Annotated in this window: 20 protein-coding genes; 13 read left to right on the top strand and 7 right to left on the bottom strand. The window is 53.4% G+C overall.

The annotated features are described in order from the left end of the window. Positions 1-45: 45 nt before the first annotated feature. The 3 genes from dksA to thpR form a co-directional block, all read right to left on the bottom strand. Positions 46-501 (bottom strand): RNA polymerase-binding protein DksA, encoded by a 456-nt coding sequence (gene dksA, locus OGY71_RS21010; protein ID WP_003829221.1) that lies wholly within the window; start codon positions 499-501, stop codon positions 46-48. Between the two features lie 177 nt (positions 502-678). After that, positions 679-1,383: a DNA/RNA nuclease SfsA gene (gene sfsA / locus OGY71_RS21005; protein ID WP_149335387.1), complete on the bottom strand. Its 705-nt coding sequence runs from the start codon at positions 1,381-1,383 to the stop codon at positions 679-681. A gap of 14 nt (positions 1,384-1,397) precedes the next feature. After that, entirely contained in the window at positions 1,398-1,928 is a 531-nt protein-coding gene (gene thpR / locus OGY71_RS21000; protein WP_003829217.1) for an RNA 2',3'-cyclic phosphodiesterase, read from the bottom strand. A 73-nt stretch (positions 1,929-2,001) separates the two neighbouring features. On the opposite strand from thpR, the gene hrpB reads away from it, so the two are divergent. The 10 genes from hrpB to fhuB all read left to right on the top strand — a co-directional run bounded on the left by hrpB (position 2,002) and on the right by fhuB (position 18,769). Beyond that, entirely contained in the window at positions 2,002-4,431 is a 2,430-nt protein-coding gene (gene hrpB / locus OGY71_RS20995; RefSeq protein ID WP_286613661.1) for an ATP-dependent helicase HrpB, read from the top strand. A gap of 135 nt (positions 4,432-4,566) precedes the next feature. Continuing rightward, positions 4,567-7,107 carry a bifunctional glycosyl transferase/transpeptidase gene (mrcB, locus tag OGY71_RS20990; protein WP_063941129.1) on the top strand — a complete coding sequence of 847 codons (2,541 nt, stop codon included), beginning with the start codon at positions 4,567-4,569 and terminating at the stop codon, positions 7,105-7,107. Between the two features lie 652 nt (positions 7,108-7,759). Beyond that, positions 7,760-8,302 carry a fimbrial protein gene (locus OGY71_RS20985; protein ID WP_003829212.1) on the top strand — a complete coding sequence of 181 codons (543 nt, stop codon included), beginning with the start codon at positions 7,760-7,762 and terminating at the stop codon, positions 8,300-8,302. A gap of 43 nt (positions 8,303-8,345) precedes the next feature. Next, positions 8,346-8,933: a fimbrial biogenesis chaperone gene (locus tag OGY71_RS20980; protein ID WP_286613660.1), complete on the top strand. Its 588-nt coding sequence runs from the start codon at positions 8,346-8,348 to the stop codon at positions 8,931-8,933. 31 nt (positions 8,934-8,964) lie between these two features. Next, positions 8,965-11,448 (top strand): fimbria/pilus outer membrane usher protein, encoded by a 2,484-nt coding sequence (locus OGY71_RS20975; RefSeq protein WP_286613658.1) that lies wholly within the window; start codon positions 8,965-8,967, stop codon positions 11,446-11,448. A gap of 133 nt (positions 11,449-11,581) precedes the next feature. Further along, entirely contained in the window at positions 11,582-12,583 is a 1,002-nt protein-coding gene (locus OGY71_RS20970) for a fimbrial protein (protein ID WP_164563113.1), read from the top strand. A gap of 222 nt (positions 12,584-12,805) precedes the next feature. Beyond that, on the top strand, positions 12,806-14,980 hold the full coding sequence (fhuA, locus tag OGY71_RS20965; protein ID WP_126956860.1) for a ferrichrome porin FhuA: 2,175 nt from the start codon (positions 12,806-12,808) through the stop codon (positions 14,978-14,980). A gap of 47 nt (positions 14,981-15,027) precedes the next feature. Beyond that, entirely contained in the window at positions 15,028-15,825 is a 798-nt protein-coding gene (fhuC, locus tag OGY71_RS20960) for a Fe3+-hydroxamate ABC transporter ATP-binding protein FhuC (RefSeq protein WP_286613655.1), read from the top strand. Then, complete coding sequence (fhuD, locus tag OGY71_RS20955) at positions 15,825-16,715, top strand: Fe(3+)-hydroxamate ABC transporter substrate-binding protein FhuD (protein ID WP_286613653.1); 891 nt, start codon at positions 15,825-15,827, stop codon at positions 16,713-16,715. Before fhuC ends, fhuD begins: the two co-directional genes overlap by 1 nt. Before the next feature lie 14 nt (positions 16,716-16,729). Beyond that, positions 16,730-18,769: a Fe(3+)-hydroxamate ABC transporter permease FhuB gene (gene fhuB, locus OGY71_RS20950; RefSeq protein WP_286613780.1), complete on the top strand. Its 2,040-nt coding sequence runs from the start codon at positions 16,730-16,732 to the stop codon at positions 18,767-18,769. Between the two features lie 113 nt (positions 18,770-18,882). On the opposite strand, the gene hemL is transcribed toward fhuB, so the two are convergent. Further along, positions 18,883-20,163, bottom strand: coding sequence for a glutamate-1-semialdehyde 2,1-aminomutase (gene hemL, locus OGY71_RS20945; RefSeq protein WP_003829203.1), 1,281 nt, complete (start codon positions 20,161-20,163; stop codon positions 18,883-18,885). 168 nt (positions 20,164-20,331) lie between these two features. Between hemL and clcA the strand changes: the two genes are divergently transcribed. From clcA to erpA, 3 genes are read left to right on the top strand one after another with little or no spacing between them, the layout of a single operon-like run. Then, positions 20,332-21,753: a H(+)/Cl(-) exchange transporter ClcA gene (gene clcA / locus OGY71_RS20940; RefSeq protein WP_003829202.1), complete on the top strand. Its 1,422-nt coding sequence runs from the start codon at positions 20,332-20,334 to the stop codon at positions 21,751-21,753. A 23-nt stretch (positions 21,754-21,776) separates the two neighbouring features. Further along, positions 21,777-21,842, top strand: a complete 66-nt coding sequence (yadW, locus tag OGY71_RS20935) for a small protein YadW (protein WP_122973801.1) — start codon at positions 21,777-21,779, stop codon at positions 21,840-21,842. Then, on the top strand, positions 21,835-22,179 hold the full coding sequence (gene erpA, locus OGY71_RS20930; RefSeq protein WP_003829201.1) for an iron-sulfur cluster insertion protein ErpA: 345 nt from the start codon (positions 21,835-21,837) through the stop codon (positions 22,177-22,179). Before yadW ends, erpA begins: the two co-directional genes overlap by 8 nt. A 119-nt stretch (positions 22,180-22,298) precedes the next feature. Here erpA and OGY71_RS20925 read toward each other — a convergent pair whose 3' ends face one another. Genes OGY71_RS20925 through mtnN form a run of 3 tightly spaced genes read right to left on the bottom strand, consistent with a single transcriptional unit; the run spans position 22,299 to position 24,450 of the window. Further along, positions 22,299-22,922, bottom strand: coding sequence for a TRIC cation channel family protein (locus OGY71_RS20925; RefSeq protein ID WP_003829199.1), 624 nt, complete (start codon positions 22,920-22,922; stop codon positions 22,299-22,301). Between the two features lie 36 nt (positions 22,923-22,958). Next, a complete protein-coding gene (gene btuF / locus OGY71_RS20920) occupies positions 22,959-23,759 on the bottom strand; it encodes a vitamin B12 ABC transporter substrate-binding protein BtuF (RefSeq protein ID WP_003829197.1) in 801 nt (266 codons plus the stop codon). Beyond that, the gene (gene mtnN / locus OGY71_RS20915) at positions 23,752-24,450 is read right to left on the bottom strand and encodes a 5'-methylthioadenosine/S-adenosylhomocysteine nucleosidase (protein WP_003829195.1); all 699 of its coding nucleotides are present in this window, start codon (positions 24,448-24,450) and stop codon (positions 23,752-23,754) included. The genes btuF and mtnN overlap by 8 nt, the downstream gene beginning before the upstream one ends. Positions 24,451-24,516 lie beyond the last annotated feature (66 nt).

Raw genomic sequence — 24,516 nt, 5'->3', positions numbered from 1 at the left:
GGGAGATGCTCCCGCCTGTAGTAAACGTGGTAAAAATGACCGGAATTAACCTGCCATTTGTTTTTCGCGGATTTCTGCCAGCGTTTTACAGTCGATGCACAGATCGGCTGTCGGACGCGCTTCCAGACGGCGAATACCAATTTCTACGCCGCATGATTCGCAGTAGCCGAAATCTTCGTCTTCTACTTTCTTCAGCGTCTTCTCGATCTTTTTGATCAGTTTGCGCTCACGGTCACGGTTACGCAGCTCAAGGCTGAATTCTTCTTCCTGTGCGGCGCGGTCCACCGGATCAGGGAAGTTAGCCGCTTCGTCTTGCATATGAGTTACGGTGCGATCGACTTCATCCCTAAGTTGATTGCGCCATGCCTCAAGAATACGCCTGAAGTGCGACAGCTGGGCTTCGTTCATATACTCTTCGCCCGGTTTCTCCTGGTACGGCTCCACCCCAGCGATGGCGAGAATACTCAGGGACGATGTTTTACGGTTTTGCCCTTCTTGCATGTTGCTTCTCCTTAACACGCACTATCGATCCCCATGTTCGGGGGAAAAATCAGGTCGCTATAAATAGCAGATGCTTTTCCGGATAGCAATTATCTAAACGTAACACTTGACAACCCTGTGAGGAAAAGCGTATTTGCCCACGCGCCCGGAATACTAATTGACCAGATATTTACACCATTACAAGGTAATGGGCAACGGCTCTTTAAGAGTCATACCGTGGGCAGAAAGTTCCGCTTTATAAACCAGAATTTCTACCCCCTTAAGCTGTGCTTCAACTAATAATTGCGCATATTTCGCATCGATATGGCGCGCGGGTGAAAACCGTGTAATGGCTGAATGTAGCACGGCGAAAAATATCACAGCCCGCTTGCCTTCAGCCGCTACGCTCATCAATTCCCGAAGATGCTTCTGACCTCGTTCAGTGATGGCATCGGGAAAATAACCCTGTTCTTTTTCCGCCAACGTGACTGATTTCACTTCAATATAGCAGTCAGGTCGGGAATCTGCCTGTAACAAAAAGTCGATGCGGCTCCCTTCGGCACCGTATTTTACTTCACTTTTCAAAGTGCTGTAGCCTGAAACTTCCGAAATTAACGCCTGCTGAATCGCCTCTTTCGTTAATCTGTTGGCCCACAGCGTGTTAACACAAATAAATTCACCGGATTGAGTTTGCGTTAATTCCCAGGTATGTGGATATTTGCGTTTAGTATTTTCTGATGTCGAATACCAAACGGTGTCACCTGGCATTGCGCATCCGGTCATCGCACCGGTATTTGGGCAGTGTAGCGTTAACTCTGTGCCAGCTGGTGTGATCACATCCGCTAAAAAGCGCTTATAGCGCTGAATGAGCGTTGCAGGTTGTAAAAGTGGAGAAAATTGCATAAACAGTCCTTTGATTATTCAGTCAGCGTCCAGCGTTGCAACTGCGTGTAACGCGTGCGTCCTCGTGCAAATGAGGAGGAATAAAGCGCAAATTCCGTGACTGGAAACGACCAGCCAAAGCCCGGTGGCGGGATTGGCACCGCGTGGCCGGCATCGCGCAGCAGCGTGATATGTGGATGAAACGGCTGCGGGCTCTGGTAGCAACCGCTGCGTGCGGCCTGTGCCCGCAGCATATTCGCCAGTTGCAGCAGTCCGCGCGGCGGCTGACGCATTCCCAGCCACACAACCCGGGATCGCAACCATTGCCCGGCATCATCGAATTTGAGCGTAAAACCCGGCTGGCGAATACGTCCCGCGAGTTGCGACAGCGCCTGCTGCTTCTCGTCGCTGACGTCGCCTAGAAAGGCCAGTGTCAGATGCAAATTATCAGACGCGACGGGACGACCCGCTTCCGGGGGGAACTGCGCGGCTCGCCAGTGGATTAGCTGCTCCCGAACCTCGCCTGGCAATTCAATCGCAAAGAACAGCCTTTTTGGCTCAGACATGATGGATACTCGGTTATGAATTAACGCGATGCTACAATGCAGCGCGAAGAATGTTAACCCTCTGGAGTCATTTGTGACGTCGTTGCCCGTTGCCGCCGTAGTGCCTGAACTGCTTACCGCTCTTGATACCTCGTCGCAGGTTTTGCTGACGGCGCCGACCGGTGCCGGGAAATCGACCTGGCTGCCGTTACGACTTCTTGAGCATCGCAGTATCAAGGGACGGATTATTTTGCTGGAGCCGCGGCGCCTGGCAGCGCGTAACGTAGCGCAGCGGTTAGCGGAATTGCTGAATGAAAAGCCTGGCGAGACCGTGGGTTATCGCATGCGCGCGCAAAGCTGCGTAGGGCCGCAGACCCGGCTGGAGGTGGTAACAGAGGGCGTCCTGACGCGGATGATCCAACGCGATCCCGAGCTGACGGGCGTCGGGCTGGTGATCCTCGACGAATTTCACGAACGGAGTTTACAGGCTGATCTGGCGCTGGCGCTATTGCTGGATGTGCAGCAAGGGCTGCGGGACGATCTGAAACTGTTGATCATGTCCGCCACTCTGGATAACGGGCGTTTACAGCAGATGTTGCCCGATGCGCCGACGATCGTTTCTGAAGGCCGCGCATTTCCCGTTGAGCGGCGGTATCAGCCGTTGGCGGCGCATTTGCGTTTTGATGAAGCGGTGGCGATAGCGACGGCGGAGCTATTGCGCCATGAAAGCGGGTCACTGCTGCTATTTTTACCGGGTGTGGGCGAAATCCTGCGCGTACAGGAACAATTGGCTACGCGTGTGGGCAGCGATGTTGTGCTGTGTCCACTGTATGGCGCGTTAACGCTTTCCGAGCAGCGTCAGGCGATTGTGCCGGCGCCACAAGGCAAACGCAAAGTGGTGCTGGCCACCAATATTGCTGAAACCAGCTTGACGATCGAAGGCATCCGACTGGTGGTGGACTGCGCTCAGGAACGCGTGACGCGCTATGACGTGCGTACCGGTCTGACGCGACTGATTACCCAGCGCATCAGCCAGGCTTCGATGACTCAGCGCGCGGGACGTGCAGGTCGTCTGGAGCCCGGTATTTGCCTGCATCTGCTTGCCAAAGAGCAGGCAGAAAGAGCGGCAGCGCAGGGTGAAGCGGAAATATTGCAGAGCGATCTGTCCGGGCTACTGATGGAGTTGCTGCAATGGGGATGTACCGACCCTGAGCAACTGAACTGGCTGGATACGCCGCCCGCCATCAACCTGCAGACGGCAAAACGGCTGTTGCAGATGCTGGGCGCGCTTGAGGGCGACAGGCTTAGCGCCACGGGGCAGAAAATGGCGGCGTTGGGTAACGATCCTCGTTTAGCGGCGATGCTGGTCGGTGCCAAAAATAATACCGAAGCGGCTACGGCGGCAAAACTGGCTGCGATTCTGGAAGAGCCGCCGCGCGGTGGCAGTACCGATCTAACCGTGGCATTTTCGCGAAACCAGCCTGCCTGGCAGCAGCGCAGTCAACAGTTGCTGAAACGGCTTAATGTTAGCAGCGGACAGCCGGACAGCACGCTGCTCTCCCCGTTGCTGGCGCGGGCGTTTGCCGATCGGATCGCGCGTCGACGTGGGCAGGAAGGACGCTATCAACTGGCGAATGGCATGGGCGCAATGCTGGATGCCGATGATGCCTCAGGACGCCATGAATGGTTGATAGCGCCACTTTTGTTGCAGGGCAGCGCTTCGCCAGACGCGCGTATCTTGCTGGCTCTGCCGCTGGATATCGAGTCGCTGATGCAGGCATGTCCTGAGCTGCTACAACAGTCCGACACCATCGAATGGGATGAAACCCAGGGAACGTTAAAGGCATTGCGTCGGTCGCGCATTGGTCAGCTCACGGTAAAAGTACAGCCATTGGCCAAACCTTCGGAAGAGGAGTTGCACCAGGCGATGTTGAACGGCATTCGCGATAAAGGGCTAAGTGTGCTCAACTGGACGCCGGAAGCTGAGCAGTTTCGCCTGCGTCTGCAATGTGCGGCAAACTGGTTGCCAGAATACGACTGGCCCGCGGTAGATGAGGAGTCTCTGCTGGCGACGCTGGAGAGCTGGCTGCTGCCGCACATGAGCGGTGTACACTCGTTACGTGCATTAAAAGCACTCAATATGGGGCTGGCGTTGCGCGGTTTGCTGGATTGGTCAATGCTGCAACGTCTGGATAGTGAACTGCCAGCGCATTACACTGTGCCGACGGGAAGCCGGATTGCCATTCGCTATCATGAGGATAATCCTCCGGTATTGGCAGTTCGGATGCAGGAAATGTTTGGTGAAGCAAAGACCCCAACCATTGCCCAGGGGCGCGTGCCGCTGGTGCTGGAGCTGCTGTCGCCGGCCCAAAGACCGTTACAGGTGACGAGCGATCTGAGCGCGTTCTGGCAGGGATCGTACCGTGAGGTGCAAAAAGAGATGAAAGGGCGTTATCCCAAACATGTCTGGCCGGACGATCCGGCGAATACCGCGCCAACGCGGCGCACCAAAAAGTATTCGTAATGAAACGGTAGGCCGGATAAGGCGTTATGCCGCATCCGGCGAAAGAGCGGTAATAATTGAGAGATTTCTTCTTCTGTCGCAGGACGGAAGAACAGAGAATCGGGCCCTTGCGCCTGAATGTTGCGGAGAAAAAGCATGGCGGGGAATGACCGCGAGCCAATTGGACGTAAAGGGAAACCCTCGCGTCCGGTGAAACAAAAGGTGAGCCGTCGTCAACTCAGAGATGAAGAGTATGACGATGATTATGATGATGATGACTATGAGGATGAAGAACCGATGCCGCGTAAGGGTAAAGGCAAAGGGCGTAAGCCTCGTGGTAAGCGCGGCTGGTTCTGGCTGCTGGTAAAACTGTCGATTGTCTTTTTGGTGCTGATCGCCATTTATGGCGTTTATCTGGATCAAAAAATTCGTAGCCGTATTGATGGCAAAGTCTGGCAGCTTCCTGCGGCAGTATATGGCCGTATGGTTAACCTTGAGCCAGAAATGCCTATCGGCAAGAACGAGATGGTGAAGCTGCTGGAGGCCACGCAGTACCGTCAGGTGACGAAGATGACGCGTCCGGGCGAATTTACCGTGCAGGCGAAGAGCATCGAGATGATTCGTCGTCCGTTTGATTTCCCGGACAGTAAGGAAGGGCAGGTGCGCGCGCGTCTGACCTTTGACGGCGATCATCTGGAGACCATCGAGAATATGGATAACAACCGCCAGTTCGGTTTCTTCCGTCTCGATCCGCGTTTGATCACCATGCTCTCTTCACCTAACGGCGAGCAGCGCCTGTTTGTCCCGCGTAGCGGCTTCCCGGATCTGCTGGTGGATACGCTGCTGGCGACCGAAGACCGTCACTTCTATGAACATGACGGTATTAGCCTCTATTCCATTGGTCGTGCGGTGCTGGCGAACCTGACGGCGGGTCGTACGGTACAGGGTGCCAGTACGCTGACTCAGCAGCTGGTGAAAAACCTGTTCCTCTCCAGCGAACGCTCTTACTGGCGTAAAGCTAACGAAGCCTATATGGCGCTGATCATGGATGCGCGTTACAGCAAAGACCGCATTCTTGAGCTGTACATGAACGAAGTCTATCTCGGCCAAAGCGGTGATAACGAGATTCGCGGCTTCCCGCTGGCAAGCCTCTATTATTTCGGCCGTCCGGTAGAAGAGCTGAGCCTCGACCAGCAGGCGCTGCTGGTGGGGATGGTTAAAGGGGCGTCGATCTACAACCCGTGGCGTAACCCGAAACTGGCGCTCGAGCGTCGTAACCTGGTTCTGCGTTTGCTGCAACAGCAGCAGATTATCGACCAGGATCTGTATGACATGCTGAGCGCGCGTCCGTTAGGCGTACAGCCGCGTGGTGGGGTGATCTCCCCGCAGCCAGCCTTTATGCAGATGGTGCGTCAGGAGCTTCAGGCGAAGCTGGGCGATAAAGTTAAAGATCTCTCCGGCGTGAAGATTTTCACCACCTTTGATTCCGTGGCGCAGGACGCCGCAGAAAAAGCGGCGGTGGAAGGCATTCCGGTACTGAAGAAACAGCGTAAGCTGAGCGATCTGGAAACCGCGATTGTGGTGGTTGACCGCTTTAGCGGCGAAGTTCGCGCCATGGTCGGCGGAGCAGAACCGCAGTTTGCGGGCTATAACCGTGCGATGCAGGCGCGTCGTTCGATTGGTTCTCTGGCCAAGCCTGCGACCTATCTGACCGCGCTCAGCCAGCCGAAGTTGTACCGCCTGAATACCTGGATTGCCGACGCGCCGATTGCACTGCGTCAGCCGAACGGCCAGGTGTGGTCGCCGCAGAACGATGACCGTCGCTATAGCGAAAGCGGGAAAGTGATGCTGGTGGATGCGTTAACGCGTTCAATGAACGTGCCAACGGTAAATCTGGGGATGGCGCTGGGTCTGCCTGCGGTAACCGATACCTGGTTGAAGCTGGGCGCGCCGAAAGATCAGCTTAATCCGGTTCCGGCCATGCTGCTGGGGGCGCTAAACCTGACGCCAATCGAAGTTGCTCAGGCGTTCCAGACTATCGCCAGCGGCGGGAACCGTGCGCCGCTGTCGGCGCTGCGTTCGGTGATTGCCGAAGATGGTACCGTGCTGTACCAGAGCTTCCCACAGGCCGAGCGTGCCGTTCCGGCGCAGGCGGCGTATATGACGCTGTGGACCATGCAGCAGGTGGTTCAGCGTGGTACAGGTCGCCAGCTCGGCGCGAAATATCCTGGCTTGCATCTGGCAGGGAAAACCGGGACCACCAACAACAACGTGGATACCTGGTTTGCCGGGATCGACGGCAGCCAGGTGACCATCACCTGGGTAGGCCGTGATAACAACCAGCCAACCAAGCTGTACGGTGCCAGCGGCGCGATGTCGATTTATCAACGTTATCTGGCGAACCAGACGCCGACCCCGCTGGTGCTGACGCCGCCTGAAGATGTGGTAGATATGGGCGTTGACTACGACGGTAACTTCGTATGTAGCGGCGGGATGCGTACGCTCCCGGTGTGGACCACCGATCCGGATTCGCTGTGTCAGCAGGGTGAAATGCTGCAGCAGTCGGGTAATCCGTTCGATCAGTCAACGCCGTCGCAGCAGCCACAACAGCAGCAACAGCAACAACCGCCGCAGCAGGAGAAGAAAGATAGCGACGGTGTCGCTGGCTGGATTAAGGACATGTTCGGCAGTAACTGATTTTGGTTTTAACTGTTCTTCCCCCGCATCGGCACAGGCCGGTGTGGGGGACTTCTTCTTCGCGCTGTTATCGCCTTTCTATTCATTTCCTCTCTGGGAACTGGATGTCTTTGCTGGTCTTCACGTCAGGCTGTAATTTGTTGTGGATCACATTTTAATATGTGTTGCATGTTCCTCATCTATGATCTGTAATGGCAATTTCCGCAGGACATTTCCCGATTAATCATAAACGCAACATATTATTTTTTTTATATATTTGGTTTTGACTAATTTTTTGTGGATTTTTTTGTTGATTTCCCACCTTTTTTATTTTTTACAGTATGAAAAAAAAGTAATTAATAATTCCCTGTGATAATTTAAAGTTAACTAAATTTAATTTTAAGTAAATCTTTAATGAATTATTTTTTCATTAAAATCAGTGTGTTGTTTTTATTTTGACCTTGCTGGTGTGAATGGGTTGGTTAGCGTTTATTTATCGTAAATCGTAGAATAACTCATGCAAAGGAATGTTTGGGATTGAACAAGTTGATAAAGATATATTATATCATTCAGGGATGCTGTTGCATCTGTATCTCCAACCAGTCTCTATTTCCTTTCGTTAAAATTGACTTCTCCTCTGTTGGTTTTTGTGAGCATATGTAAGGAATACGTTATGTGCAAAAAAATTCTCACCTCATTGTTTGTAAGCAGCGTGCTGGCGGGGGCCGCGATGCCTGCGTTGGCCGTTGATACCGGAACAGTCACCTTTAACGGCAAGATTATTCCTGATAGCTGTGCCGTGGATGTCAACGGTACGTCGACAAACGGTACAGTGACCTTTAATAATCTGTCGCAAACCGCGTTTGGCGCTGATAAAAAAGTAGGTGACTCGCAATCTTTTGCCATCATACTGACGGAATGTGATGCCGCGATTGCCAACCTCAATATCAAATTTGATGGCACGCGTGTTGCCGGTTATGGCGAGGAAGTGCTGCAACCGACGGGGACGGCGACAAATCTCGGCGTACGTATGTTGCCAGAAGGCAGCAGTGATTACGTAAAATTTGATGGCTCGGAGCCAGATGATTCGCTGAATAAGGCCAATGGCGAGAGCGTGGTTTTCAATTATAAAGCTGAAGTTATTCAGGTTGGCAGTACAGTACCGACCACCGGTGATTATACCGCGCAAGCAACCTATACCCTGATTTATCGTTAATCGTTGTACGCACTGGCCCAGGCTGGGCCAGTATTTCAATGGAATGGAAAATAAAGATAATGATAAACGTTATCTGGTGCAAAGTTGGGTGAGTAATATTGATGACAGTAAAGCGCCATTTGTTATTACACCGCCAATTTATAAGTTGGACGAAAATCGCCAGACGCTGCTGCACGTAGTTTATACCGGTAATAAAACGGCCTTGCCGCAGGATCGCGAATCGTTGTTTATGGCGAATGTTAAATCGGTTTCTGCGATCCCGGAAGAGTTACGTGATAACAACACGCTACAATTTGCAATTAAGACCAAGTTAAAGCTGTTCTATCGCCCGGCTTCGCTGAAAGAAAGTGAGGCGAAAACGGCCTGGCAGTCATTGCAGTTTAGCCGCAGCCAAAATCAACTGGTAGTGAAAAATCCCACGCCATTTTATGTCACCTTCGGCCAGCTTACGGTTGCGGGAAAAGCTATTAAATCCGCAGTGGATCAGCATTCACCCTCGGCATTAACCATGATGGTCGCCCCGTTTGCTGAACAGCGTTTCCCGTTATCTTCCGGAGCAAAAGGCGACGTAGCCTGGACCGCGATTAATGATTTCGGATCAGAAACTGGACAGCGTAAACAGCCGCTGTAAATGAGCTATCGATTTCTTACGGGTGGCGTTTATGTCTTCTCATCGTACTGTCCGGCTTTTTGCGCTCAATACGCTGACATTCGCGATATTAACGGCGAGTGGTTCCGTTTGCGCTGACGATTATTTCAATCTCAGTGCGCTGGAAACGGGGACGCCGCTGGAGAATACCGGCGCGCTGGAAGCTTATTTACGCAATAATGGTCTATCGCCAGGGCGGTATTTAACGTCCATTGTCTGGGATCGGGATCGCATCGATAAACGAAATTTAAATTACGTCCTTTCAAAAGATAACAGCAAACTGGTTCCGCAGTTTACTAAAGCAGAACTGCGTGAACTGGGCGTCAAAGTTGATTCCATCCCGGCGTTAAAGAATATTAATGATAATGCCGCATTGGGCGATATTAGTGAATATATTGCTGATGCGCGCTATGACTTCAGCCCGGAAACTCAGGTATTGCAATTACGTATTCCGCAAATCTACCGCGACAAACAAATTTCGGGCGAAAGCAATCCCGCTTCCTGGGACGATGGCATTCCGGCTCTGTGGACCAGCTACTATGTTTCGGGCTCGCATCAGCAGTCTAATGGGGACAACAATGCCTCTAACTGGGCCAGTCTCAATTCGGGTATGAACATTGGCCCATGGCGAGTGCGCAATTCCAGTAGCTGGGGGAATGACAGCGGCTGGCAATCTATAAGCACAACGCTGGAGCGTGATATCAAACGCCTGCGCAGCCAGCTTCAGCTTGGGCAAACCTACACCAACGGCGAACTGTTTGACAGCGTACAAATGACCGGGGTGAAGCTGGAGACCGATACCAGCATGCTGCCCAGCGGATTACAGGGATTCGCCCCGGTGGTGCGCGGCATCGCCAACAGCGATGCCAAAGTGGCCATCAAGCAAAACGGTTACACCATCTACCAGACCAACGTCTCGCCCGGCCCGTTTGAAATCCGTGATTTAACCCAGGTCACGGCAGGGGCGGATCTGGAAGTCACCGTGACGGAGGCTGACGGTACGGAGCGCAGCTTTATTCAGGCCAGCTCCTCGGTGCCGATTATGCAACGCGAAGGCGCGCTGAAGTACAGCCTGGCGGCAGGTAAATATCGCGATGTGGATAATGGCGAAGAACCGGAATTCGGCCAGGTGACGGCAATTTACGGCTTACCTTTCGGAATTACCGCCTACGGCGGTCTGCAGGGCGCGTCGATGTATCATGCCGGGCTGGTCGGCATCGGGGCCGATTTACGCGATTTTGGTTCAGTGTCGATGGATTTGACGGCCGCCAGAACCGCGTTTGACGACGGTCGCGAAGATGCGAACGGCCAGTCGTGGCGCGCGCAGTACGCAAAAGATTTTCCGCTGACCAATACCACGATCACGCTGGCCAGCTATCGTTATTCCACCTCTGGATTTTATACCTTTCAGGAGGCTCTCGATCAGCGCAATAACGCCTATGACGACGACAGCATTTACAGCTATCGCAATGCTTTTAACCGCCGGAGCCGCTTACAGCTAAACCTTTCACAGTCGTTACATAGCTGGGGGTCGGTATATGCCAACGCCTATCAGCAGGACTACTGGGGAATGGAAGGCCATGAGCGCAGCGTCAGCTTGGGTTACAGCAGCAGCTGGCAGGGCGTTAACTGGTCGCTGAACTATAGCCTGACGAAAACGCCATCGACCGATAACGACCAGCAGGTTTCGATTTCGATTAACATTCCGCTCTCGCGCTGGCTGGCGAACTCCTGGGGCACCTATAACCTGACCAGTTCGAAAAAAGGTAACACCTCGCACCAGGCGGGCGTTAGCGGCTCGTTGCTGGAAAACAACAACTTAAATTACAACCTTCAGCAAACCTACACCGATAACAACGTGGGCTACGGCGCTTATCTCTCCTCGCGCTATCGGGCTTCGGTGGGGGAGTTCAGCGCTAATTACAGCTATCAGCAAGACAGCAAGCAGTGGGGCTATAGTGCACAGGGCTCCGTTGTCGCGCACTCGCAAGGAATAACTCTGGGACAGTCGATCCAGGATGCTTTTGCGGTGGTGCATATTGTCGATGGCGATAACGTCAAAATCCAAAATTCACAAGGGGTGTATACCGACCGTTGGGGCAATGCCATTGTGCCGACCTTAACCAACTATCGGCGTAACACCATCACCGTGAATACAATGGGGCGCGATGATTTAGATATTAAGGATGCGTCTTTGGACGTGAATCCGACCAAGGGGGCGGTAGTGGCGGCGGATTTTACCGCGCGTGCGGGTAAGCGTGCCTTGCTGACGTTGCGATATGGTCAGGGTATGGTGCCTTTTGGGGCGATGCTGAGTATGGACGGCGCAACCTCTATCGTGGGCGATGCCGGTGAAGTGTTTATCACTGGATTAAAAGGGACGCAGCGTGTGACCGCGCAATGGGGTGATACGGCGCAGCAGCGCTGCTCGGCGGAGGTGACGGTTCCGGCACAACCTGAACCGGGAATTTTCACCGCAACGCTCAACTGCCGTTGATAAATGGAGGAGATATGCAAAAGCGGACAAGCAGCAGGTGCTGGATAGTGGTATGCGATGGCTATGTTTGCCGTACTACCACTGGTAGTGGCAACGGTGGATGTTGTTGTTTAGCTAACAGGGAAATGACCAGATGCAAAAAGGAATAAAGCCTGTTGTCAGGCTCTTCATCACGCTGATGTTAGCTATTATTAGCGTCTGTTTTCAGCAGGCCAGGGCTGAATGCTCGTTTACCAATCCGGATGCGAATCCAACGATTATGTTTACCATGCCCGCGCAGATTGTGATTGAGTCTGATGCAGCTGTAGGAACTGTAGTCTATTCCGGAGAAACAGTTGGAGAATCACACGGCTTAAGCTGTGACGGCAATGAGCGGGTGTATGACGGCTATTTGGTATTGACTGATGCTGATTATTCAGGAGTATTGCCGGGAGTTTATAAAACAACAGTACCTGGTATTGGTTTTCGCGCTGCTCGCGCAGAGAATAAGACAGCGACATTCACTGGCGATAATCTCATTACTCCCCGGCACTATATTGGTAGATTAGGGAGTTGGGCTTCTTTTGACTCAACCTATCATGTGGGGGTTGAGTTGGTCGTTATTGACACCGTTCAGTCTGGTACGCTGGATACCAGCTTATTTAATGCCGATTATCAAATGGGGAACCTGATAGCGGCAAAACTGCGTTTTGGCCCAACGGTGGTCGATGTGCTAACCAATACTTGTAATTTGGTCAGTAAAGATATTGCCGTTCTGATGGACTCGGTAACCTCAGGCAGTTTATCTCAGGGATATTCTTCCGTACTCACCGATGACAGCTTTAAAATTGAAGTCGCCGATTGTACTACCGGAACGCACATTGATTATAAGTTTACCAGCGCCGGTTCAACCGGTGTTACCGACGGCAATATTCTGAACATTGCCAGTGGGGAAGGGGCTGCCAGCGGTGTGGGGATCCAGATCCTCGACAAAGACAATCATGTGCTGAGTTTTGATCAGGAATATACGGGGATCGAAAGCGCAAACGGGCGGGGAACAGAGGAGATCCCCCTGAAAGCGCGATACGCTAAAACCGGAACGGTGAAGGGAGGTCAGGTCGATGCAGTGGCCACCTTTGAAGTGTATTACCGTTAATTTGCAGGCGTATATACGCAGCAGTACGACAGGACTCTTTCCGAGCCCTAACATTCCAGCCTAATTTATTAACCCTTTCTTTTCATCTGGTTATTTCTTAACCCCTCAGTTTTAGTAGGGACGCGTATTGCTTGCTATCTCGCCAGAGTTTCGAATATTATGCTGCCGTTATAATAATAATTCTCGTTTACGTTATCATTCACTTTCATCAGAGAAATACCAATGGCGCGTCTTAAAACTGCTCAGCCAAGTTCATCACTGCGTAAAATCGCAGTAGTGGTAGCCACAGCGGTTAGCGGCATGTCTGTCTATGCACAGGCGGCGGTTGACCCGAAAGAAGAAACCATCACCGTAACTGCTGCACCTGCTCCGCAGGAAAGCGCATGGGGGCCTTCGCCGACGATTGCCGCGAAACGTTCCGCCACTGCCACAAAGACTGATACGCCTATCGAAAAGACCCCACAGTCTGTTTCGGTTGTTACGCGTGAAGAGATGGATATGCATCAACCTGGGTCGGTAAAAGAGGCTTTAGCCTATACCCCTGGTGCTGCCGTTTCTACGCGTGGCGCTTCCAGCACTTATGATTTCGTTATTATTCGTGGCTTCTACACGCCAGGCCCAACACCAAACAATTACCTTGATGGCGTCAAGTTACAGGGTGATTACTACAGCTCTGCCGTTGTTGATCCTTACATGCTTGAACGCGTCGAGCTTATGCGCGGGCCAACATCTGTACTTTACGGGAAAAGTAATCCGGGTGGCTTGATCTCCATGGTTAGCAAAAGCCCGACATCAGAGCCGTTAAAAGAAATTCAATTCAAAATGGGTTCGGATAATCTGTTCCAAACCGGTTTTGATTTCAGCGATTCCCTGGATGACGACGGCGTGTACTCATACCGCCTGACAGGGTTGGCACGTTCTAATGACGAACAACAAGATTTTGCGAAGCAGAAGCGTTATGCCATTGCTCCCGTGTTTAGCTGGAAGCCTGATGACCGAACCAACCTGACTCTGCGAGCAAACATTCAGAATGAGCCTTCAACAGGTTATTACGGCTGGCTGCCGAAAGAAGGTACGGTTGAGCCGTTACCTGATGGTTCCCGTTTGCCTGTGAGCTTTACGGATTATGCGCCGAACAATACCTATTCGCGTTATGAGCGAATGGTTGGTTACAGCTTTGAACACAGTTTTGATGACACCTTCACTGTGCGTCAAAATTTGCGTTATAGCCAAATCAAAACATCTCAACAGAGTGTGTACGGCTTCGGCGCAGTGGGGAATCAATTGACCCGTCAGATTATCGTCGCCGATGAACGCTATAATGATTTTGGCGTAGATACTCAATTGGAAAGCAAGTTCGCGACGGGAGATGTTGGACATACTCTGCTTACCGGTGTCGACTATTCGCGTCTGCGAAACGATATCGATAACGCCTACGGAAGTGCACCGCCTTTAGATATGAATAATCCGGTGTATGACGATGTTGACTTCCCTGACGCGAAACCGTTCCAGCTTAACACGCAGCACCAAACAGGTGTGTATGTACAGGACCAACTGGAATGGAATAAATGGGTTGCAACGCTGGGAGGCCGCTATGACTGGTCTCAGCAGGCAACAACTATTCGTTCCAGTAATCAGAAAGTTGAACGTAACGATGAGCAGTTCACCTGGCGCGGTGGGATTAACTATCTCTTTGACAATGGTATTACGCCATACTTTAGCTACAGCGAATCGTTCGAGCCGAATCCTTCTAAAGCATGGGCAGCAACACCTGCCGACAACGTTGCTTATGCACCGTCAAAAGGTAAGCAATATGAAGCTGGCGTAAAATATGTTCCAAAAGATCTGCCCGTTGTTGTTACTGCCGCGGTATATGAGCTGACGAAAACGAATAACCTGACTACCGACCCGCTTAATCCGTATGCGCAGGTTCCGGCGGGTGAAATTCGTTCTCGTGGCGTTGAATTAGAAGCAAAAGCCGCAGTGAATGCGAACATTAACCTGACAGCGTCTTATACGTATACCGATGCGGAATATACAGAAGACACGACGCTTAAAGGTAAAACACCTGTGCAAGTACCAAAAAACATGGCTTCTCTGTGGGGGGATTACACCTTCTACGAAGGCCCGCTGTCAGGGTTAACGTTGGGCACAGGCGGTCGTTATGTTGGCTCTAGCTATGGCGATCCGAAGAACACCTTCAAAGTGGGTAGCTCAACCGTGATGGATGCAGTCGTTAAATACGATCTCGCGCGCCTGGGTATGGCAGGTTCTAGTGTTGCCGTTAACGTTACAAACCTGTTTGACCGTGAATATGTTGCCAGCTGCTTCGATACCTATGGCTGCTTCTGGGGCGCAGAACGTCAGGTCGTTGCGACTGCAACCTTCCGTTTCTAATTTCTCTTTGGGCACGCTTTGCGTGCCCGTTTTACAAGTTGGCTGCTATGCAGGAAAACAGATCCCATCCCGACACCACTTTTGCGTTGCGTAATGTCTCCTTTCGTGTGCCTGGCCGCACGCTATTGCATCCTCTCTCATTAACTTTTCCTGTGGGAAAAGTGACTGGTCTTATCGGCCACAACGGTTCCGGTAAATCGACGTTATTAAAAATGCTGGGACGTCATCAGCCGCCGTCAGAAGGTGAAATCCTGCTCGATGAACAGCCGCTGGAGAGCTGGAGCAGCAAAGCGTTTGCCCGCAAGGTCGCCTATCTGCCGCAGCAGTTACCGCAGGCGGAAGGGATGACAGTGCGTGAACTGGTGGCGATTGGTCGTTATCCATGGCACGGGGCGCTGGGGCGTTTTGGCGTTGCCGACAGAGAGAAAGTAGAAGAAGCGATTTCGCTGGTCGGTTTAAAACCGTTGGCGCACCGTCTGGTCGATAGCCTGTCGGGCGGAGAACGCCAACGTGCGTGGATTGCCATGCTGGTAGCGCAGGACAGCCGCTGCCTGCTACTTGATGAACCGACTTCCGCGCTGGATATCGCCCATCAGGTTGACGTGCTGGCGCTGGTGCACCGCTTAAGCCAGCAGCGCGGGCTGACGGTGGTTGCGGTGCTGCATGATATCAATATGGCGGCCCGCTACTGCGATTACCTCGTTGCGCTGCGCGGCGGTGAGATGATTTCTCAAGGAACGCCAGCTGAACTGATGTGCAGTGAAACTCTGGAACAAATTTACGGTATCCCGATGGGCATTTTGCCGCATCCGGCCGGTGCCGCACCCGTGAGTTTTGTCTATTAATGATCGGATTACATCATATTACCCGTCGGCGATTGCTTACGGCGATGGCGCTGTCGCCTCTGCTGTGGCGGATGAATACGGCACACGCCGCGGCGGTTGATCCACAGCGCATTGTAGCGCTGGAATGGCTGCCGGTAGAGCTGCTGCTGGCGCTGGGGATTACGCCGTACGGCATCGCAGATATCCCTAACTACAAGCTGTGGGTCAGTGAACCTCCTCTGCCTGATTCGGTGATTGACGTCGGACTACGTACGGAGCCCAATCTCGAACTGCTTACCGAAATGAAGCCCTCATTTCTGCTCTGGTCGGCAGGCTATGGTCCTTCCCCTGAAAAGCTGGCGCGAATTGCACCTGGCCGGGGATTTAACTTCAGCGATGGCAAAAAGCCGCTGGCCGTTGCGCGACAATCGCTGCAGGAAATGGCGCAATTGTTCAATCTGCAAGCCTCTGCTGAACGCCATTTGACTGAGTACGATCGTTTTATCGCCAGCCTGAAACCGCGCTTCATTCAACGTGGCGCGCGCCCCGTATTGCTTACGTCCTTGCTTGATTCGCGACATATGCTGGTGTTTGGCTCAAACAGCCTGTTCCAGGACGTACTGGACGAATATGGGATCCCAAATGCCTGGCAGGGAGAAACAAACTTCTGGGGTAGCACTGCCGTGAGTATTGACCGTCTGGCTGCTTATAAGGATGTCGATGTGCTGTGCTTTGATCACGGCAACGATAAAGAGATGGCTGCGCTGATGTCTATGCCATTATGGCAGGCGATGCCGTTTGTCCGTAGCGGACGTTTTCAACGTGTGCCTGCCGTTTGGTTTTATGGCGCAACGCTATCGGCCATGCATTTTGCCCGTATTCTGGATAATGCGTTGGGAGGCAAAGCGTGAGCAGGAAACTTGAAATGCCGGATGGCGGCGCAAAAAGCGCCTTATCCGACCTACGGTTCGGGCGCTTTCCAGGCCGGATAAGGCGAAGCCGCCATCCGGCGTTGCTGTTGTTGGTGCTGTTTGTTGCTGCCTGCTGGCTGACATGGGTTAACTTCTCCGTTGCGCTACCGCGCAGTCAGTGGCAACAGGCTATCTGGTCACCGGATATCGACATCATTGAGCAGATGGTTTTTCACTATAGCCTGCTGCCGAGGCTGGCGATTTCTCTGCTGGTCGGCGCCGGGCTGGGGCTGGTCGGCGTATTGTTTCAGCAGGTGTTGCGTAACCCTCTGGCGGAGCCAACCACACTGGGCGTTGCGACCGGGGCGCAGTTGGGCATTACGGTTACCACGCTGTGGGCTATTCCAGGTGCGCTGACCACGCAATTTGCGGCGCTGGCGGGAGCATGTGTCGTTGGGGCGCTGGTGTTTGGCGTTGCCTGGGGCAAGCGCCTTTCTCCGGTGACGTTAATCCTTGCCGGGCTGGTGGTCAGCCTGTACTGCGGGGCGATTAACCAGTTGATGGTTATCTTCCATCACGATCAACTGCAAAGCATGTTTTTATGGAGCAGCGGCACGCTAACGCAAACCGACTGGAGCGGCGTACAACGTCTGTGGCCGCAGCTGCTGGGCGGCGTGATGCTGACTCTGTTGTTATTACGCCCAATGACGCTGATGGGACTGGATGACGGCGTGGCGCGTAACCTCGGTCTGGCATTGTCGCTGGCGCGTCTGGCGGCGTTATCGCTGGCCATTGTTATCAGCGCCTTACTGGTTAACGCGGTTGGGATTATCGGCTTTATTGGCCTGTTTGCACCGCTGCTGGCGAAAATGCTCGGTGCGCGTCGTTTGCTGGCTCGTCTGGTGCTGGCCCCGCTGATTGGTGCGTTGATCCTCTGGCTCTCCGACCAAATCATTCTGTGGTTGACCCGCGTATGGATGGAAGTCTCCACCGGTTCAGTGACGGCGCTGATTGGCGCACCGTTGCTGCTGTGGTTGTTGCCGCGCTTAAGGAGTATGAGCGCCCCGGATATGAACGCCAGTAATCGCATCGCCGCTGAACGTCAGAATGTGCTGATGTTTGCGCTGGCAGGTGGCGTAATTTTACTGCTAACCCTTGTGGTGGCGCTGTCGTTTGGCCGCGACGCACATGGCTGGACTTGGGCCAGCGGTGCGATGCTGGATGAGCTGATGCCCTGGCGCTGGCCTCGCATTCTGGCGGCCCTGATTGCGGGGGTGATGCTGGCGGTAGCGGGCTGTATTATTCAGCGTCTGACGGGCAATCCGATGGCCAGTCCGGAAGTGCTGGGCATTAGCTCCGGTGCGGCATTTGGCGTGGTGCTCATGCTGTTTTTGGTCCCTGGAAATGCTTTTGGCTGGCTGCTGCCTGCCGGAAGCCTCGGGGCCGCGGCTACTCTGCTTATCATTATGATTGCTGCCGGGCGCGGTGGGTTTTCGCCGCACCGTATGCTGCTGGCCGGCATGGCGCTCAGTACGGCGTTTACTATGCTGCTGATGATGCTGCAGGCCAGCGGCGATCCGCGCATGGCGGGCGTGCTGACCTGGATCTCCGGTTCAACCTATAACGCGAGCGGAGAGCAGGTACTGCGTACCGGGATTGTGATGGTGGTTCTGCTGGCGCTGACGCCGCTGTGCCGCCGTTGGCTGACAATTTTACCGCTCGGCGGCGATACGGCTCGGGCGGTGGGTATGGCAATCACGCCGTCGCGCGTGGGGTTACTGCTGCTGGCGGCAGGGTTGACGGCGACAGCCACCATGACCATTGGACCGTTGAGCTTTGTCGGGCTGATGGCGCCGCATATTGCCCGTATGATGGGTTTTCGGCGGGCGATGCCGCATATGCTGATTTCGGCGCTGGCGGGTGGCGTGTTGCTGGTCTTTGCTGACTGGTGCGGCAGGATGGTGCTGTTTCCGTATCAGATCCCGGCGGGGTTATTGTCGACGTTTATTGGTGCGCCGTACTTTATCTATCTGCTGAGAAAGCAGAGCCGCTGAGGCTGACCCCTTTCATGTAGGCCGGATAAGACGCTTTGCGTCGACATCCGGCAATAAAAAAGCCGGGTGGCGGCTTCGCCTTACCCGGCCTACATTTCTGCACGTTCTCTTTTTTACAACTTCGCAAACACCCGGCGCGCGGCGTCGATGGTGTTATTGATATCGTCTTCACTGTGCGCCACGGACATAAAGCCCGCTTCGAAAGCAGACGGCGCCAGATAAATTCCTTCATCCAGCATCATGTGGAAGAAGCGCTTGAAGCGTTCGACGTCGCATGCCATCACATCCTGATAGCAGGTTACGGTTTCTGCATCGGTGAAGAAAATCCCGAACATCCCGCCCACATGGTTAACCACCAGCGGAATATTCGCTTCTTCGGCAGCTTCCAACAGACCTTCCGCCAGACGCGTCGTCAGTTCGTTCAGCGTTTCATGAATACCCGGTTGGGCGACTTCGGTCAGACAGGCATAACCTGCCGCCATCGCGATCGGGTTACCGGAAAGCGTCCCCGCCTGGTAAACCGGACCGGTCGGCGCCAGCGCATCCATCACATCGCGGCGGCCACCGAATGCGCCAACGGGCATCCCACCACCGATGATTTTACCGAGGCAGGTCAGATCCGGCACGACGCCGTAATAATCCTGCGCTCCGGCCAACGCCACGCGGAAACCGGTCATTACTTCATCAATGATCAACAGCGCGCCAAACTCATCGCACAGGGCACGCAGGCCCGGCAGGAATTCCGGCAGCGGCGGGATGCAGTTCATGTTGCCGGCGACCGGCTCAACGATGATGCAGGCGATCTCCTGCGGATACTGTTCAAATGCGGCACGTACCGAAGAGAGAGCGTTGTAGGTGCAGGTCAGGGTGTGTTTCGCGAAATCGGCCGGAACGCCCGGAGAGTTCGGCTGACCCAGCGTTAACGCGCCGGAACCGGCTTTAACCAGCAGGCAATCGGCGTGGCCGTGGTAGCAGCCTTCAAATTTGATGATTTTATCGCGACCGGTGAAACCGCGCGCCAGACGGATGGCGCTCATCGTCGCTTCCGTACCGGAGTTCACCATACGCACCATGTCCATGGTCGGCACGAGCTCAGTGACCAGCTCCGCCATTTTGACTTCCATTTCGGTCGGTGCGCCGAAGCTTAAACCGCGCTCCGCTGCTTCAATCACCGCATTACGGATTGCCGGGTGATTATGGCCCAGCACCATCGGTCCCCAGGAACCGACGTAGTCAACATAGGCTTTACCATCGACATCGTACAGATACGCGCCGTCCGCTTTTTCGATAAACAGCGGAGTACCACCCACGCCAGTAAAGGCGCGAACGGGGGAGTTAACGCCGCCTGGGATAAGTTCGCGTGCTGCGTTGTAGAGATTTTCAGACTTACTCATGGATGGGGTCCTGGTTCGTAGAAAAAGTAAATGCCCGCTATTCTAGTTATTCAGAGAAGGTTATGAAAGTTTTACGCATTTGAAACAATACGATTTGCAGGGGATTTTCGTGAAATGTGCGAGTAGAATGCCGATTCCGTATTTGTATTACCAATTAATGATCATCTGATGAAGACAGACACTCCCTCTTTTGAAGCACAACAAATTGTGCGTTTACGCCGCAGGGATCAAATTCGTCGTCTCCTGGAACGAGACAAAACGCCGTTGGCGATCCTGTTGATGGCTGCCGTAGTGGGTACAGTGACAGGGCTTGTTGGCGTGGCATTTGAGAAAGCGGTGACCTGGGTGCAGAATCAGCGCATTGGCACGCTGGCTCAGGTTGCGGACCATGACATTCTGCTGTGGCCGCTGGCGTTTATTCTTTCCGCGTTGCTGGCGATGGTCGGCTATTTCCTGGTGCGTAAGTTTGCGCCGGAAGCCGGTGGTTCGGGGATCCCAGAGATTGAAGGCGCGCTGGAAGAGCTGCGACCGGTGCGCTGGTGGCGCGTTCTGCCGGTGAAATTTATTGGCGGCATGGGCACGCTGGGAGCCGGCATGGTGCTTGGGCGAGAAGGACCGACCGTGCAGATTGGTGGTAACCTCGGGCGCATGGTGCTGGATATTTTCCGTATGCGTAGCGCAGAAGCGCGACATACCTTATTGGCTACCGGTGCGGCAGCGGGTCTTTCGGCGGCGTTTAACGCTCCGCTGGCGGGGATCCTGTTCATTATTGAAGAGATGCGCCCGCAGTTTCGCTATAACCTCGTGTCGATCAAAGCCGTGTTTACCGGCGTTATAATGTCGAGCATTGTGTTTCGTATTTTCAACGGCGAAGCCCCGATTATTGAAGTCGGAAAGTTGTCTAATGCGCCAGTAAATACACTGTGGCTGTATCTGGTGCTCGGACTTATTTTTGGCTGTGTCGGGCCGTTGTTCAACACTATGGTGTTGCGTACCCAGGATATGTTCCAGCGCTTTCACGGCGGTGAAATTAAAAAATGGGTGCTGATGGGCGGCGTGATCGGTGGCCTGTGCGGGATCCTCGGATTAATTCAACCTGAAGCGGCAGGCGGTGGCTTTAATCTGATCCCGATTGCCGCAGCAGGCAATTTTAGCGTCGGTCTACTGCTGTTTATATTTATCACCCGGGTGATCACCACGCTGCTGTGCTTCTCATCCGGCGCGCCCGGTGGGATCTTTGCCCCGATGCTGGCGTTGGGCACGTTGCTTGGTACGGCGTTCGGTATGGCTGCGGCAGCCTCTTTTCCGCAGTATCACCTGGAGGCCGGAACCTTTGCCATTGCCGGAATGGGGGCTTTGTTGGCTGCTTCGGTGCGTGCGCCGCTAACGGGTATTGTGCTGGTGCTGGAGATGACTGATAACTATCAGCTCATTTTGCCAATGATTATTACCTGTCTTGGCGCAACACTATTAGCCCAATTTATGGGCGGAAAGCCGCTATACTCGACTATCCTGGCTCGTACGCTGGCAAAACAGGAAGCGGAGCAGGCGGCGAAAAGCCAGGGGACTGCCGCTGGCGAGAATACTTGAACGAAATACCAGGGTATTAGATAATGGCCCAAAATATTGGGTTGAAATTTACCCAATTGCCGATGTCGTTTGGAGCAAAATATGAGTGATGACGTAGCGCTGCCACTGCAATTTACTGAAGCAGCAGCCAATAAAGTAAAAAGCTTGATCGCTGACGAAGAAAACCCGAATCTGAAATTACGCGTGTATATCACTGGCGGTGGTTGCAGCGGTTTCCAGTACGGTTTCACCTTTGATGACCAGGTGAATGAAGGTGATATGACCATTGAAAAACAAGGTGTTGGTCTGGTCGTTGATCCGATGAGTCTGCAATATCTGGTGGGCGGTGCGGTTGACTATACCGAAGGTCTGGAAGGTTCCCGCTTCGTTGTGACTAACCCGAATGCGAAAAGCACCTGCGGGTGTGGTTCTTCTTTCAGCATCTGATTGCTGTCTGTAATACCGATAGTCTGATGGTGTAGGCCCGGTAAGCGTAGCGCCACCGGGCAATGTGCCGGATGGCGGCGTAAACGCCTTATCCGGCCTACATGTTCTGTATCGTCACATCAACGCCCGTTATCATCCAGCGCAAACGTCGGCAATTTCAGATGCCAGCGAATGGCGGCAAGCCGAATCAGCAGGGTGACAATCATCCCCATCATACTGGCGTTTTCCAGTGAAACATCAAAGGTATAAAACGCCGTTGCATGCACGATCCCGCCGATAATACAGGCTGTGGCGTAGATCTCGGTGCGCAAAATCATCGGGACTTCACGAGCTAACACATCGCGAATGATCCCACCACCAACGCCGGTAATCACCCCCATACAAATCGCCACCAGCGGCCCTGTTCCTGCGAGAAATGCCTTGTTGACGCCAATACCCACGAACACCGCCAGGCCAACGGCATCCAGCACCGGAAGGATCCATTTCGGTATGCGTCTTGGTTGACGTACCAACAGGATCGTCAGCATGCTGGTGATCATCGCCACCACCAGATCGGTCGGATCCTTAACCCAAAAAACCGGTCCATTATCCAGCGCCATATCGCGGATCGTACCACCACCAACGGCGGTAACCACGCCGAGTACCAGGACGCCAAACGGATCCATACGTAATTTTCCGGCCAGTAATACGCCAGAGATTGCAAATACCGCGGTGCCGACAATATCAAGCCAATAGACGAGCATTTTTAAATCCTCACAACAGACCTGGTGGGGCAGGCGCTAATTTATCTGTGAAAGCGCATTACAGAGTTGTTTTGCGGCGAGGATAATACGCGGGCTCGCGCGTTCGAACCAGTCACTATTAAGTGTAATAATGGGTATTTTTAGCTGGTTTCCCCAGTATTGCTCAATTTTCAGAGTTTCACCCGGACCGCCTGTGGCAACAATAGCCTGGGGGGCTCGTGCCAGGACCTGCTCACGGCTAACCTGCGGCCAGGGAACCCGACTACCGGCAAAGATGTTTTCTCCGCCGCATACCTCAAGAACTTCGTGCTGGATAGAACCTTTTCCACTGGTAAACAGAGGATTGGCACCAAACTGGAGAAACACGCGTTTTTTAGGTTTGTTGGCATACTGAGATTTAAGTAAAGCATAGTCATCAAGCATGGTTTGCGCCGCCTGTTTAGCTTGTTCAGGCTTGGGGCTCCATGCCGCTAATTGGCGTAGCGCATCGGCAACCTGCTCAATGGTAACGGCGTCCACCCAGATGACCTTAATACCCAGAGAGGTCAGTTGATTCACCTGCCGCTCAGCATTTCCCCCGCGCCAGGCGACAACCAAATCAGGTTTCAGCGCCACAATACGTTCAAGATTCATCCCTTGCCAGGTTGAGACTTCCTCAATATTTTTGGCTTCTGGCGGGTAGTTTGAATAGCTGCTGACGCCAACGGGGGTAATGCCAGCGGCAAAAGCGAGTTCAGTATTGGCAGGAGAAAGCGTCACAACACGCGGCGCGGCGTAAAGGAACGCCGGGAGAGTGAAAAGCAGGGCGACCAGCGCCCTGGAGAGTAATTTAGCCATGCGCCAGTTTCTGTACCAGCGTTTCAACCATCAGACTTGACTGCTTCGCGGCAACCACCAGGAATTCGTCAAAGCTGAGATGGGACTGCTGATCGGCAACGTCAGAGATAGCGCGAACCACGACAAATGGCACGTTAAAGTTGTGGCAAACGTGCGCAATTGCGGTCGCTTCCATCTCAACGGCAATCGCCTGCGGGAAGTTATGCTTAATTTTAGCCAGTCCCACGGAACCATTAATGAAGGCATCGCCACTGACGATAAGTCCGCGAACGGCGTTCAGATTGAGTTCGGCGATGCAAGACTCTGCGGCAGCAATCAACGCAGGATCGGCTTTAAAACCAGCCGGGCAGCCCGGTAGCTGACCAAATTCATAGCCAAAGGCAGTGACGTCGGCGTCGTGATAGCGCGCTTCGTCAGAAACTACGATATCCCCGACTTTCAGCGTAGAGGCCAGGCCACCCGCAGAACCGGTATTAATGATGGCGTCCGGCTTGCAGCGTTCAAGCAGCAGCGTAGCGCCCAGTGCAGCAGCCACTTTACCGATACCCGATTTCAGCAGCGCAACCTCTGTACCGTTCAGTTGGCCGGTGTAAATTTCACAACCGCCGAGCGCGATGGTCTGACGGTTTTCGATTTTGTCACGCAGCAGCGTAACTTCTTCTTCCATTGCACCAATGATGCCGATTTTCATAGATTTACTCGCGATAAGCCAGATTTGAGGGCATAGTCTATCATGCGCTTAAGGGGTAGCGCATTT

Source organism: Citrobacter sp. Cpo109 (genome assembly GCF_030332565.1).
In the GTDB taxonomy this organism is placed as follows: Bacteria; Pseudomonadota; Gammaproteobacteria; order Enterobacterales; family Enterobacteriaceae; genus Citrobacter; species Citrobacter portucalensis.
This window is presented reverse-complemented; position numbering and strand designations above follow the sequence as displayed.